General features: G+C 50.3%; 9 protein-coding genes. 3 read left to right on the top strand and 6 right to left on the bottom strand.

Annotated elements, in window-relative coordinates; all coding sequences use genetic code 11:
• The first annotated feature begins 5 nt into the window (after nucleotides 1-5).
• The gene (locus D0C16_RS14135) at nucleotides 6-281 is read left to right on the top strand and encodes a hypothetical protein (protein ID WP_151032943.1); all 276 of its coding nucleotides are present in this window, start codon (nucleotides 6-8) and stop codon (nucleotides 279-281) included.
• Between the two features lie 179 nt (nucleotides 282-460).
• Here D0C16_RS14135 and D0C16_RS14130 read toward each other — a convergent pair whose 3' ends face one another.
• The 3 genes from D0C16_RS14130 to D0C16_RS14120 form a co-directional block, all read right to left on the bottom strand.
• Nucleotides 461-2566 carry a hypothetical protein gene (locus D0C16_RS14130; RefSeq protein ID WP_151032942.1) on the bottom strand — a complete coding sequence of 702 codons (2106 nt, stop codon included), beginning with the start codon at nucleotides 2564-2566 and terminating at the stop codon, nucleotides 461-463.
• A gap of 369 nt (nucleotides 2567-2935) precedes the next feature.
• Nucleotides 2936-3718 (bottom strand): sulfite exporter TauE/SafE family protein, encoded by a 783-nt coding sequence (locus D0C16_RS14125; protein WP_151032941.1) that lies wholly within the window; start codon nucleotides 3716-3718, stop codon nucleotides 2936-2938.
• A gap of 162 nt (nucleotides 3719-3880) precedes the next feature.
• On the bottom strand, nucleotides 3881-4795 hold the full coding sequence (locus D0C16_RS14120) for a hypothetical protein (RefSeq protein WP_151032940.1): 915 nt from the start codon (nucleotides 4793-4795) through the stop codon (nucleotides 3881-3883).
• A gap of 134 nt (nucleotides 4796-4929) precedes the next feature.
• Between D0C16_RS14120 and D0C16_RS14115 the strand changes: the two genes are divergently transcribed.
• The gene (locus D0C16_RS14115; protein ID WP_151032939.1) at nucleotides 4930-6888 is read left to right on the top strand and encodes a TonB-dependent siderophore receptor; all 1959 of its coding nucleotides are present in this window, start codon (nucleotides 4930-4932) and stop codon (nucleotides 6886-6888) included.
• Here the strand turns inward: D0C16_RS14115 and D0C16_RS14110 are convergent.
• The gene (locus D0C16_RS14110) at nucleotides 6875-7633 is read right to left on the bottom strand and encodes a polysaccharide lyase (RefSeq protein WP_151032938.1); all 759 of its coding nucleotides are present in this window, start codon (nucleotides 7631-7633) and stop codon (nucleotides 6875-6877) included. The genes D0C16_RS14115 and D0C16_RS14110 overlap by 14 nt on opposite strands.
• A 306-nt stretch (nucleotides 7634-7939) precedes the next feature.
• Here D0C16_RS14110 and D0C16_RS14105 point away from each other — a divergent pair, with 306 nt between their 5' ends.
• Nucleotides 7940-9511, top strand: coding sequence for a serine protease (locus D0C16_RS14105; RefSeq protein ID WP_151032937.1), 1572 nt, complete (start codon nucleotides 7940-7942; stop codon nucleotides 9509-9511).
• Nucleotides 9512-9579: 68 nt separating this feature from the next.
• Here D0C16_RS14105 and D0C16_RS14100 read toward each other — a convergent pair whose 3' ends face one another.
• Together D0C16_RS14100 and D0C16_RS14095 are read right to left on the bottom strand one after the other, a co-directional pair.
• Complete coding sequence (locus D0C16_RS14100; RefSeq protein ID WP_151032936.1) at nucleotides 9580-11196, bottom strand: general secretion pathway protein GspF; 1617 nt, start codon at nucleotides 11194-11196, stop codon at nucleotides 9580-9582.
• 11 nt (nucleotides 11197-11207) lie between these two features.
• Complete coding sequence (locus D0C16_RS14095; protein WP_225318686.1) at nucleotides 11208-13730, bottom strand: LamG domain-containing protein; 2523 nt, start codon at nucleotides 13728-13730, stop codon at nucleotides 11208-11210.
• Nucleotides 13731-13734 lie beyond the last annotated feature (4 nt).

Below are 13734 nucleotides of genomic sequence, written 5' to 3'. Positions count from 1 at the left end.
AGGTTATGGAGAGCCTGTCTGAAACCTTAACGGATTTGCGGACTCGTCAAATTGAACATCGTGAAGATGTGATTGTCTTGATTGGGGAATTGGGTATTGACGTAGAGAAAGCATTTTTTTCCATGGGGCTAACCGAAGCCCAGGAAAAAGAAATTTTAGATATATTAACTCGTCAGCTGTCCCGTCTTGTAACGCAATTGGAGGCGGGAATGCAGTTAGATGACGACTTCACGGCGCTCGGCGCCAGGGTTGCAAACGCAGTAAATAAAGTACTTCTTTAGTTATTACTACTGACCTACCTTAGTTATTACTACGGACCTACCTGCGCAGGGGTAAGACCTTCCGAGCTTGGTTTCGTGGCTTATGCTAACGCGTGATTTACGAGTGAGAAAAAATGGCGGCTTTGTGAGCCGCCATTTTTTTAAATACCCGTACCATTTCTGCTACGAGTAACCCAGTTTTAGTGGATAAATCGCAAGCGGGCTTGCTGGGCCCTGAAGCTACGCAGTATCCGCGGATCCGTGGTGCAAGACGTCGCAGCAGTGCCTACTAGCGCCTGATTGCGGCGAGCCAAGTCATTAAATTGTCTTGTTAGCAGCGAATTGACGGGATCGGTAACATTGATACCTGTCATGAAACCTGACAGACCGCGAGTTGCCCAATCAATGTGTACAAATCCGGTGCGTGTTTCACCGCTGTGGCAGGCGTCGCAGGTATTTAACGCGAATTTATGCCGAACTTCGCTTTTGATTCGCGTATCGAGAGTGGTTCCATTGGTGTTAGTAACAGACGATTTGTAACACGTGGGGAAGCTTGCTGGCACGACATCGGGAGTGATCGGCCAGGTAGTGCTAAAGCCGTAGTCGGTACTTGCACCAAGGAAGCGCTGTGTTCCAATCGTCTCCGGTACTGTGTAATTTTCGCACAGAATGCCATTTGCGTTTTGCTGCAAGTAATCCTTTGTGGTGGCTGCACCAGGGGCAGTCGTCGCCTGGAACTGAACTGGATTTGGCGTTTGTTTGATAGTCGTAGGGGAAAGCTTTCCGCCGCTGATGACAAACTCGCGTAGCTGCCATGGAGAGCCAAAGGCGATGTCATTGGTGCGCAGTTGGTTCAGCTTGTTGGCGTTGGGTGCAGTTACGGTATCTGTAATGGCTTTTAACGCATCGCGATAATTTGCGCTGTTTCTTCCGAATTGCACCCCAATACTGTCGAGATTCAACCACTTGTTCGCCAAGTCTTTCAGCCCTGAACAGCTTGAAGTTGCATCGCGATACTCAAAAATTGCAGTCATCGGAGCGGCTGAACACTGGCTTCCATTGCGTTGGACTAAACCAAATACGAAGCGAATCTCGCCTGGTTTGTTCGCGGTAGAAGCGCCATAAGCAGGGATGGTTGCTAGATCAATACGGTTGACGATTGCCAACAGCCGGAAAGGAAGTTGATCCAGATTAAGCGTCTGGGCATTCACTCCATCCCACCCCGGGAAAAAGCCTTTGATACCAGTACGGGCCAAGATAGTTGTGTCGTTAGCAAAGCTATCAACCATCCAGTTACGCAACCATTCGTTAATAAACTGTTGATCGGTAATGCCAGATGTCAGCTCATTATTGAGATTTGAAAGCAACGTTTTAAATGACCAGGCTGCATTGGGATTTGAGTTGCCAGTACCATCCGTGTTGCACATATCAAATGTCAATCCAGCATTGGCAACCACGGCTTTATCATTAATAACCAAGGCATTTTCGGCGAGTACCAGAGCGGGCGGGGTTGGTGCCGGCAGTGGTTCCGGGGCTGCGGTAGTGGCCATTCCCCTGATCAGAACAGTAGAGGCTGAGCTGGAGGTAGCTGCAAACGTCTTGGTAGTAACAACCGAGCGTCCGGCAAATTCGCGAACTATGGGGTTGGTCACGGTGCGAAGTTTGTTATTGAAGGCCGTTTGGGTGTCGGTAATGTCGGTGAAGTTCATGGTAATGAACGCACTAAAAATGCCGTCTCCGGACTTTTCATCGGCGCCTTCGGCTCGATCGTTAAATGCAGTAATTACACCTTCCATATCAAACGAAAAGCGTCCGTTCAATGCTTCCATCGCGGCGTCGAGTTTGAATGTAGCTTGGGCGATCGCGTTGCCTTGGCTCACTGGAGCCTGGAGTTTGAATACCTCCATTTTTTCCAGCACAGCTTTGGTTTGGCCGAGCGTCGGTGCAGCACATAAAAAACGTACTTCGTAATCCGCGCAGCTTCCTGACCGCTGATCGACGTTGTAACACTGCAGGCCTTTTGTCGGTTCGAATGTACGCATGGTTTGTGGCAGTGTCATGCCAGGCGTAAACACATTAGTTGTACCTCTGATGCGCGCTTCAATAGCACTGGGGGTGGTACACACCGAGTTGGGAGTTTCCGTCAGGAATGCTGGGAGTACTTCAGCATCGCCTTGTCCTGATGGTTCATCTCTATCCAGCCAGGCTGTCCAGGCATTGCTAACACCTGTTTGTGCGTGAATAGGTGAAAGAGGTGCTGCGGATAACACGCATAAGAGCGATAAGCCCATTATTTTTTTATTCATCAATAAAATCCTTGAAAGGTGATCATTAAATGTTAATGGTCTCAGTAATTATCCTTTTATATCTCTTCCAAAGGAGACCGCCTGATACTCTAGGCGAAGGCTGTTAAAGATCTGCCTTTTTTCCAGCCGTATTGAAAATAATGTCACCTAAAAAAGAATGGTGTCGCTTAGTTGATTTATTGATGTGAATGTTTTTTTATTTCGGTTTTGTTTTTTTGAACTATAAAACTAACCCCGAATTTTTCGCGCGAATTTGTGGCGTGAAAACCATTTTTGAAGTGATTTGTTGATAAAAAAGCCCGAAGCATAGCGATATGTTTCGGGCTTGCACGAGAAATCAGCAGTGTGGAAATAACAGGAGAGCCTTAACTAGAACACTAATTTTGTCCCAACGAAGGCCAACATAATGGCGAGAGCAGGACGCAAGTAATGGTCGGCAACGCGATTGGCTAAATGGCTGCCTGCATATATGCCCGGCAGGGATCCTATCAATAAATTGACGAGTAAGTGCCAGTCGACATTTCCAAGTCCGGCGTGCCCCATGCCGGCAACCAACGTAAGTGGAACCGCGTGAGCGATTTCAGTACCCACTAAGCGCACAGTGGGCAGCAAGGGGTAGAGCATAAATAATGCGACTGTGCCCAACGCGCCGGCACCAATGGACGTAATGGTTACGACCGCGCCCAAAATTACACCGGTAAAGACGGTGGCAATCATTTGCTGGCGGCGATTCATTCGCGTAATCCACGAATTATTTTTCTGGCTGTAATCAAAAATTTTTCGTTTGAATAAAATCGCTATTGCCGTCAATAGCAGGGCATAACCCAGAGTGACTTTGATCACTTTGTTGAGCGTCTCGGTATCAACACTGATGGAAAGCAACACCCAGAGGGTGATGGCCGCTGCTGGCAAGCTGCCCAGCGCCAACTCACCGGTAATTTTCCAATCGATATTTTTCTTTTTGTGATGGACGTGAATACCACCGGCTTTGGTGATAGCGGCATAGAGCAAGTCGGTACCCACGGCATTGGCCGGGCTGACGCCGAAATACAGAAGTATCGGGGTCATCAATGAGCCGCCGCCCACGCCGGTCATACCCACAATAAAGCCCACCACCAAACCGGCGACTATGTATGCAACCTGGAAATCCATAAGTTAACTCGTGCAAACTGTTAAAAAACGAACAGCTATTGTTGATCTAGTTAATCACTGTTGATAAATCAGCAGGTCGCGCAGGCTATCAGTGATACCGGGGAATAACTAATGATTATTAGTTTGGTGCTTATAACCAGGAGTTTTGTGTGTTGCACAGCCTTATTGGTTGTTCGGCGGTGGTGTATGGGTGAGCGGCTGTTTGGGCATATTTAGTGGATCTAAAAAATACTGGGTATAGCCGTTGGGTAGATCTCTGATCATTGGATTGTCCAAATAAAAAACTTTGCGATTACGCATGTTGGCAAAGTCGATACTGAGTTGATTTTCCTTCCGCCAAAGTTCCAACAGTGAGCCATCGTTGTACGCAATTAACAGGCCTTCCTCGATGCGTTTTTTGAGCAGTGGATTGTTGGCGTTGAGATAAAAAAAACGGGGCATACGATAGACCAGGACAAAACTCTCGTCGTAGGTTAATTTCCCTATCTCCTTGTATTGCTCAACCTCTTCCATCAGCTCGTTGGCACCGCGACACAATAAATCGAAGCGTCCGCCCGCAACCATTTTAAAAAGGCTCACATAGGAGCTTACCTCAATCACGTTAAAACCGTTGTGTCGCAAAATCGCAATATCAGCCCAACCAACACCTTGTCCTATGGTGTATTTTTTGAGTTCCTCCAATGTTTGCGCCTGTTTTATTGGTTCCTTCACAGCAGGATTAACAAAGCAAACTCGATAACCAATGATGCCCAGATCGATCGGAAAGTTAATAAAGGTTAGGCCATGTGATTGTTCGAGCTTTTTGTCGTAACTAATCTCCAAAACCAAATTGGGATGGGTGTTCTGGATGAGCGAATGAAGTAGTCGCGCATAATTGGTTGCAGGTAGCCCCCGCAATTCATAGTCACCGTAAGTAGGGCGGGTCTTCTCCAGTGCAAGACGCAGGAGTTCAATATCGTAGACGTAGCGATTATTGCCGAAATCCAATGGGGACCTGTGCCAGACAATTTGTTCTGCCTGCGACTGCGCTGCAAGCACTGCAATCATCAAAAAAAATAGGCGGATGATGGATGACATAACGTCTTAATTACTGGGTGATGTCTTTAAGACTAGCAACGAATGGCGTATTAGTCCTCAAAAAATAGTGAATATTCGAGATGTCAGCTAGGCTCTTAGTAACGCGTAGCGAGCAACAGGATAGGTGACTCTGAATGATGGTTCTCCGGGTGCGTGGATGCTTACTAGCGCTATGCGTTTTGGTTCTGAACACGTCACATGCAATAGCCGCGCGCAATTTGGATGCACGTGATTTATTTGACTTGTCGTTAAGTGAGTTAATGGATGTTCCTGTCGATACCGCCAGCAACCTCAATCGGTCGTGGCGCGCTCAACCCGGTATCATTACGCTGTTTGAGCTAGCTGACATGCGCGCAATGGGCGCACGCACGCTGCGCGATGTGCTCATTCATATTCCCGGCGTAAGTTTGGGAATGGATACTCAAAATGCGGTTAATCTAGTGGTGCGCGGTAACTGGGCGTTTGAGGGAAAAATCCAATACATTGTCAATGATATGCCGGTAAATGACTTGATTTACGGTACCTTTCCACTTCCGCCAAATTTCCCCGTAGAGCAGTTGGAGCGGATAGAAGTGTTGCGTGGCCCTGGGAGTGTTAAGTACGGCAACAGCGCGCAGTTGGCTGTTATTCGAATTTACACGCGCACGCAAAGCGGAATTGAAACCAGCGTGACTCACCAACCCTCGGCCAATATTGTTAGTCTAAATGCGGCTGAGCGAATGGGTGATGGAAAGTTCGCGTTGTCCGCCAGTCTGCATGATGGAAATTGGGGTGAAGGTACTTGGATTGATGCCGCAGGAACTTCCGCTGATATTTCTTCGAGCGATACACAGGGTGGTAATTTTGCCGGAAGCATTGAATGGGGTCGGACGCGCGCAAATATTTTCCATCTTCAGTACAGCATGGACAATATTCAGCAGTACGGTATTTTTGCTCCCAGTGCCCGGATTAAATTTCGCGAGAGCAATTTTTTTATTGAGCACAAATTTGTGCTTAACGAACAGTGGCAGCTTACGCCTCGGCTGAGTCTTCGCGATGAAGCCAATTGGCGCTCTTCATCCCAGGCACCGGATTTGGTTTACGATTATGACGTGCGTGCCCGCGCTTGGAATATCGATCTCGAAACGCTCTATGAATATGCGAATGATGCCAGCCTGAGTGTGGGTGTTTCCCAACGCGGAGAAACCGCTCGTGCGATTAGTGTCGATATGCCGCCAGAACAATATTTTCCGCCCGACGGCGAGCTAACTTCTCGCGACCACGCACTCTATGTAAATTGGGACAAGCGGTTTGGTGATTATGAACTGTCGCTCGGCGCGCGCGCTTCCAGTCACGATTATTCAGGCGATGCCTTTACGCCACGTATTGGACTCACTCGCGCTGAAAAAAATTGGCATATGAAGATGCTCTACGGTACCGCGTTTCGCGAGCCTGATCTGCAGACCAGCAATCCAATTTTTCATCCTGGAACTGAAACGTTAAACGCTGAAAAAACCCGCGTAAGCGAAATAGAGTATGGTCATGCCTTGGGCGACAAAAACTATCTAACGCTCTCGGTGTTTGATCAAAACATTAAAGACGCCATAATCTATTCCTATGAACCTGGCTATACCAATAACCCCGAAATACGCACTCAAGGCGCTGAATTGCAGTATTGGTACACGGGGGACGTTATTAGTATGCGAGCAAATGTCAGTTACGCCAGAGCCAACGACGATGACTTGCCCCCCTATGATGTTCCCAAACGCTCAGGTCAAAACATGGGGGCAGCGAGCGGCGTTGCGAATCTTTGGTTTAGCATGAAAACGCCCATAGAAAATCTCAGCACGAATTTCGATTTTCGCTACCTTGGCAGTCGATATGCTCGTCAATACTCAGCGCAAATCGGCGCGGTGCAGATACAAAAAGTTGATGCTGAGAAAAGCGTAAACTTAGCCGTGGAATATCGCCTTAGAACTGTGCACTGGACGTTCGCGGTCAACAATCTGACCAATACAGCTCAGGTAATTCCACAGCCCTATAACGATGTGAGCACGCCGTTTCCTGTTGGAGAGCGAGAATATTGGCTGCGGGCAGAATTTACCTGGCGCTAGCGCATTTTTTTCCGATCAAGTGTCGATCTCTTTCAAGTAGCTCCGTTATGTTGTCAGTTTCCAACGCTCCATCGATAAAAATTTCTTCGATGGTTTCCTCCTGTGTGCGTAAGATACCGATTTGGGTAAACATCAGTGCATCTTTTGCTGGCAGGTTTTTGAAGAAATTTTTCCCCATGTGCTGGCCGTTAACCCAAACTTCAGCGGAGCCAATTTGGGGGTCTGTGGCCCAGTGGATATGCATGGCAACGCGATGCCATTGCCCCGGTGCTGCACCTTGCGGCAATTTCCATAACACCTCTTTGCCTGCACTTTCCTGAAAGCTTAATTCACTGCCGGTAATATTGAAGCGCAACATTTGTTGCCAACTCTTATCCGATTCCCAATACCCCAATTCATGTTTTTGTTCAGTTAATTTATTCGGCAAATAAAAACTGAATGCAAAAAACGTGTCTTTACCTTCGTATGTATTTCCCGCTGCGCTGCGGTGATGAAACTCGCTGCGATTTAAAAATTTATTACCCTTCCAAATAAACGAATCATCGCCCGTTAAGCGCACCTTGCCTGAATATTTCCCATCAAAAGCACACTCAGTGATGACCGATAATCCTGCCGGATTAATGGATGTGTGCCATTGCGATAAATCCTTGGTTTCGAAGTCGCCTTGCCAAAAGATGCTGGCTGTTACCGTAGGGCTGAAAACTATTAATAAGAGGAGAGATTGAGTGCGAAAGAGGTAATTCATGAAGAGTCCTTGCTGGAACTAAATAAATTTTGACCTGATATTTTGGTTGTTTAACGAGTGCAGTATTGAGGTTTTTCGTGAGGAAGTCGATAGCAATATGTGTTTAATATGTTGTGCTTGGTTAACATAGTTTATGTTTCGTGATTAACGTTATAAATGCATAATTTGATGTCGGACATAACTTTTAAAAAATGGCGTCAAAACCACTTTTTTGTCTTAAGTTGATTGTTGATGTGAGCTATTGTTGTCGCGCTGTTGCTAGTTATATCAAATGTACATTGGTTAATAACTTAATATGGAATATTCATGATGAATAAGATCGTGTTTGGACTTTTTTTTACGATTGCAATTAATTCCGCTCTCGCTGATGTTGGGCATTCGCAAGTCCCAGTATTTTCGGGAGTTGCTGCAGAGTCATTGTGCGGGCCTACTGCAACCTATCAGGATGTTGAGCGCTATGATGGTGCCCTCGGACCTACAGTGAATTTTGTTTCACTTCATCAAAGTCGAGTTGGACAAATTCAGTGGAACAATAATTTGGCGAGTGTCTTTAGTAATCCTGGAAATGTAAATGATCATCGGTGGTGCTCAGGAACATTAATCGCTGATAATTTGTTTCTTACAGCAGGGCATTGTTTTGATCCGCAATTAAATGACGGTAGTGGTTGGGATTTTCCTGTGGCAGCTAACGGTGTGCTCATCGATGCGAGTGCCGCAGCAATGAATATGCATGTTAACTTTGGATATCAATTTAATAGCGTGGGCGTATTACGCGAGCCGGAGCGCGTTGCAATAACTGCACTGCGAGAATATAGGAATAATGGCCTTGATTATGCCATCGTCGAGTTGGCGGGCAACCCTGGCGCTAGATATGGTGTTGCTACATTAAGCCAGAATATTCCGGCGTTGGACTCATTGCTCACTATTATTCAGCATCCCAATGGTCGCCCAAAGGTCATTGAGGCGGGACGGTATAGTGGGCAGAATGCTAGCGGTTACGCGAGATATATTAATCTGGATACAGAAGGGGGAAGTTCGGGTTCTGGTATTCTTGCTGAAAATGGAACGCTTGTTGGTGTTCATACTAATGCGGGATGTTCCGCGAATGGGACTGGCTCCAATCATGGGATTTTAATTAATTCAATAGTAAGTTTTTCTCCAATAGTTGATGGAATAATTTTTCAGCCATCAATGGAATTTGAGGTATCTTCAAGAAAGGTTATTGAAGGTGAAACGATTACCAGAACATGGGCTTCGCGCAATACGGATTATTGCTTAAGTAAAACCGGGCAGCGTTTAGCGACCTCCGGAGCTTGGGTTACAGCACCACTGACTGCTTCAAACGAATTCGAAATTTCATGTCATGGGTCAAGAGGCGCTGTGAAAAAATCGATCTATGTTGAAGTTATTCCAAAGCCCAAAATGACTTTTGATGTTTCGCCGCGCAAAGTAATTGAAGGGCAAACGGTTACCAGAATATGGTCCTCAACTAACGCCGATTATTGTTTGAGCAAAACTGGTATGCGTTTGGCAACCTCGGGCGTGTGGGAAACAACACCATTGAGCGCATCGAATGATTTTGAAATTTCTTGTTATGGTCCAGGAGGGGCGGTAAAGCAGTCTATCTATGTTGAAGTGGTTCCAGCGCCGACGATGAGTTTCAGTGTATCGCCAACGGTCGTAAAAGCGGGAGAAGCTGTTGTTCGAACCTGGACATCACAGAATACTGATTATTGCCTTAGTAAAACAGGTGTGAGATTGGGAACTTCTGGTGTTTGGCCAACATCGCCTCTTGGCGCGTCTAATCTATTTGAGATTAGCTGTTATGGGGCTGGTGGCTCAGTAACTAAATCGCAATATGTGACGGTTCTAAATTAATTTAGTGGGCCGTGAGAGGAAGCGCCGACAAAAAATGTCGGCGTTTTTAATTGATCACAAACCGTATATCACACCGGTTGCGAAATCACTCCATTACAAATCGGGGCAAATGCGGTGATTTTATCCAGTGCGGCGGCGTTGCCCAGGCTGTTGCCGGGGAAGAGGGTGCCGAATTGGTTTTGTTGTCCATGCAGAGCGAGGTAGTTGAGGATAACTGTCTCTACCAACGAGTTGACGTTGTTGGCGGCGCCCACGCCTGAGCCGGTTTCCACATCGCCGCTGGGGCGCATTTGGCCGAGCTGTTGGTGCATACGCTGCACATCGCTGATGGCGGCCGGGTCGGTGGCGGAGCCGCCTACCAATACCGCGCGCCGCGCCGGGTTATACACGAGGAAGAAGGCGGCGCCGGTCTGCTGGTCGTCGCCGGTCCAGACACCTTTGCCGCCGCCCATGGCGGAGTCGTCGATCATGCCGTTGCTGAATACCGAGCCATCGCTGAACACGTAAATCATCACCGGCATGCCTTTCTTGGCGGCGTATTCGAGGCAGGCGCCGATACAGCGGCCAGCGCGCAGGTCGCGCGATTCGCCGGTGGATCTATCGCCGGTGTGATAGTCGTAGCCGCCCATGGTGATGGTGCCGGCACCGGCATAGCCATTGACCACCAGCTTGGCGACCGAGGCGGTTTTACGGAATTCGCCGTCGCTATCAAATTCGGCCTGACTGAAGACGCCGGTGGCGCCCACCAGATCGGTATCTGCGACCGGATCTATGGCCGAGGGATTGCCGAAGCGATCGGCCAGATCCGCGCTTTTTACATAGCCGCAGCGCACCATGTCTTTGATCACGGCATCGTTCAAGGTGCCGGTATTCACCTGCCCGAGTTTCTTATCGCTGATGCGGTAAATGGATTCCATTACCGCCACTGTGTCCTGCTGATCCAGCAGGCTCACCAGATCGCCCACATCTACCAGGCCGGTTACATCGTTAGGGTTGTCCACCTTGGTGGGGCGCACCTCGGGGTTGATCATCATCGCCGGGGCCATGGAGTTGCCACCGGAATCGCTGGCGCGCGAGCCGATTAACGCCAGTAGCGAGCCGTTGGCGCCAGCCTTGTTAATGCCATACATGGGGTTGTGCGGGTTGTTGCCGGTATCGTTTTCCGAACGTGCCGGAATCACTGCGCCATTGGTGAGGGCGCGGTTGCCGACGGTGACCTTCTCCAGAATGCCACGCAGCATGGCGCTGGTGGAATGGAATGCGAGACCCAGTTCGGTGTTGATCAATGGATTGGCAGCGGTAGATGCCGCCGGGCTCATGGCCGCTGGCAACCCAAGCTTGCTGTAACCGCCGGCACTGAGGAAATCCAACTGGCCGCCACGTTGGCCGATCAATACGTTAGAGCCTGCGATATTGGCGCCGCCGGCCAGATCGAAACAAATAAACGGAATCTTACCCGCTCCCTGCGCGGCAATACCGCAGGCGCTACGCATGGCAATCAAGTCAGCGGACAGTGCTGCCTCGGCCTCACGCGGGTTGGCAAACAAGCTGAAAATCGATCCGCCGAGTACCGTGGCGGTACCGGCGCGAAAGCCTTGTGCAACCAGTTCGCGGCGGGTGACCGGGCGGCGGTGATTGTTGAGCAGCAGCGGGGCATCTGGATGCAAAGTTGTCTTTTTGGTCATGATGGTTCCCCTTACTGCAACAACATAATGGCGCTGCCCATGGCGGCGGCGCAGGTGGCTTTGACGGTGATGGCAGTGCGGTTGCTGGCACAACTGCTACCGCAGGCGGTCATACGGTCGATCAGCTGGTTCAGCTCGGCGCGAATCGCAGCAGGGTCGGCTTGGTTATTCAGCTTGCCGCCGGAGGCGATATCGCCTGCCAGCAGGTTTTTCATCAGTGGGTCGATAATCTGGTTGCGCCCGCTGCCGGCAAAGGCGGTAGCGGCGCCGGCGCCAAAGTTAAAGCCACTGAAGTAGCTGGCGCGCAGGCTGGTGTCATCCACCAGCGCATTGCAGTAAGACACCGCCAACTGGGTGATGCCCATCTGCTGCGCCGCGAGGAAGCCTTCGATATTGGTCAGGGTTGGCAACTGTTGCTCCACCTTGGTGTAAGTAGAACGCACTGCCGTTTGGGTTTTGCTCACGCCAGTCAGGGCCGAGAGTGTCGCGTTGATTTCAGCAAAGTTGCGCAGGCCGATATGGGCCTGGCCGGGAATATCGGCCGGGGTTGCCGGGGGCGGCACTACCACCTCGGTACGACTGTAGGTGTTAGAGCCAATCTGGTCGAAGGTGAGGAAAAACTGATCCTGATCCGGGCCCTGTTTCATTTCCACAATGGTGCCGAGGGTAGAGAGCGTTTGGCGACCTTCTACCATTTGCGCGGCGCTGATTTTGGTATTCAGGTTGGCAAAGACCTGACCGACATGGGCTTCAGTGCCATTGACGCCAATGCGCAGGCCTTTTAAATCTACTGGGCTACTTACCTTTTGTTCGCCCAGATTGGTGAAGAAAGGCGAGCTGAACAAGTAGGCGTAATCATCAAACTGCTGCACGTCGAACACAATAAAACTCAGCGGCGTGCCCACCAGTTCCGAGACGTTAAATAGCAGCAAGTATTTCGCGCCAACGCCCACGTTGAAGTTGGTTTTGATATCCGCATCGCTCATGGCGCGCTTGTGAATTGCCAGGAAGCGGATGCTGCCTGCCCAGGGGCGATTGTTGGACACATCGTTGCCGATTGCGAGGGCAAAGCTCGGATCCCAGTCTTTCAGCACCGCACCGGCATCAGCGTCCATATCGCCGGTAAATTCGCCATTGACATAAATGCGACGGCCGCGAATCGGATCAAAGGTCACCACCACATGTTGCAAGCTTGCCTGCAGGATTTCCTTGTTGGCCGCAGTGGCCAGTTCGTCCAGGCCATTAGCATCGCTGGCCGAGGTGCGGTTCATGAAACTGTAGTTGTACTCGTATTGGCCGAGGGTGAAGTTGCGGGTGGTGGCGCTGCCGGAGTAGGTGACTATTCGGGCCGGGTTGTTGTCGTTATCGCCTTGCACCACGTTATCCGGAATCACCCAGGCTTCAATGGAATACTCGCCCGCAGCGCGCAGCAAATCGTGGAATTTACGGCTGTCGGCGGTCGCGGCTTGGGCCTTGCCGGTGTCTTTAAATTTCAGGCCCCAGGCGCTGCTCCAGCCGACATTGCCAATCAGGTTGAGGTTGGCAATCGGGTCTACACCCGAGGTGTCATAGGCGATGCTGCCCTTGCCGGTTTTGAATTCGTATTTGGCGATGATATCGGTATCGATACGGCCACCGCTGGTGACTACAAACGCATCGCCCAGGCCCACTGCCTTACTAACCACCAACTCGGGGTCGACCGTGACCGGGGTAATGCTGTTGGCAAATTGGGTGATCGCGGCCTGCATTTCGGCCGCGTTCTGGTTGCAATTACTCCAGCAGTTGTGGGCATCGCCCGAAAGGCGCAGGACAAAACGCGAGGCAGCGGGGTTGTCCAGACGCATACGTGCCTTGGCGGCCTCGTAGGCGGCCTCGACCCGGCTACTGGCAAAATAGGGTTGTTGGCGGGTAAGTGCGCTTTCACTGTGGCATTGCGAACAGTACTCGGTTAGCAGTGGGTAAACCGTGGTGGAGAAACCGCTCGGGCTATCGGGAAAGGTTTTGCTGCTGCTGATATCTTTCTCGGCCGGTGGAGTGAGCTCCACACTGTTGGCAGTGGTGCCCGAGGTGCCCGCCCAGGCGGTGATCCAGGTGGTCATAATATCGCCGCAGGCAACCGGGTCGGCCAGCCAACAGTTGTGACCCGCCGCGACCTTGGTGACCAGCCGCGATTTGGACGGATTACCCAGACTCACCAGGCCGTTATCGATTACGGCGGCATAGGCGAGGTTAATGTCATCGCCGCGCGCAAATTCCGGCGCTTGCTTACCCTGAATATGGCAGCCGCCGCAGCGGTTTTCGCGTGCGATGTTGATCCACAAGCTGTTCTGGAATTTGGTAATGTCGGCGGTGGAGGCGGGCTTTTCGCCCTTGTAGCTAAAGTCTTCGCCGTTGCCATTACCGGGGTTGGTATTGGGCTTGGGTTCGGTTTTAGCGCCGGAGCCTGAGCCGCAGCCGATCAGGGTGGACAAGACCAGGCTCAGCAGAAGCAGACCAGGGCGCAACGGCCATTTGATCATCGTAAATGTCATCATGGTC

The organism is Cellvibrio sp. KY-GH-1 (assembly GCF_008806975.1).
Taxonomy (GTDB): domain Bacteria; phylum Pseudomonadota; class Gammaproteobacteria; order Pseudomonadales; family Cellvibrionaceae; genus Cellvibrio.
Note: the sequence above shows the minus strand (reverse complement) of the source record. Positions and strands in the feature narration are given on the sequence as shown.

Bases quoted from the DNA above. Each gene is read 5' to 3' on its own strand.
- D0C16_RS14135 (WP_151032943.1), top strand. From the start codon at position 6: ATGGAGAGCCTGTCTGAAACCTTAACGGATTTGCGGACTCGTCAAATT.
- D0C16_RS14130 (WP_151032942.1), bottom strand. From the start codon at position 2,566: ATGAATAAAAAAATAATGGGCTTATCGCTCTTATGCGTGTTATCCGCA.
- D0C16_RS14125 (WP_151032941.1), bottom strand. From the start codon at position 3,718: ATGGATTTCCAGGTTGCATACATAGTCGCCGGTTTGGTGGTGGGCTTT.
- D0C16_RS14120 (WP_151032940.1), bottom strand. From the start codon at position 4,795: ATGTCATCCATCATCCGCCTATTTTTTTTGATGATTGCAGTGCTTGCA.
- D0C16_RS14115 (WP_151032939.1), top strand. From the start codon at position 4,930: ATGATGGTTCTCCGGGTGCGTGGATGCTTACTAGCGCTATGCGTTTTG.
- D0C16_RS14110 (WP_151032938.1), bottom strand. From the start codon at position 7,633: ATGAATTACCTCTTTCGCACTCAATCTCTCCTCTTATTAATAGTTTTC.
- D0C16_RS14105 (WP_151032937.1), top strand. From the start codon at position 7,940: ATGATGAATAAGATCGTGTTTGGACTTTTTTTTACGATTGCAATTAAT.
- D0C16_RS14100 (WP_151032936.1), bottom strand. From the start codon at position 11,196: ATGACCAAAAAGACAACTTTGCATCCAGATGCCCCGCTGCTGCTCAAC.
- D0C16_RS14095 (WP_225318686.1), bottom strand. From the start codon at position 13,730: ATGATGACATTTACGATGATCAAATGGCCGTTGCGCCCTGGTCTGCTT.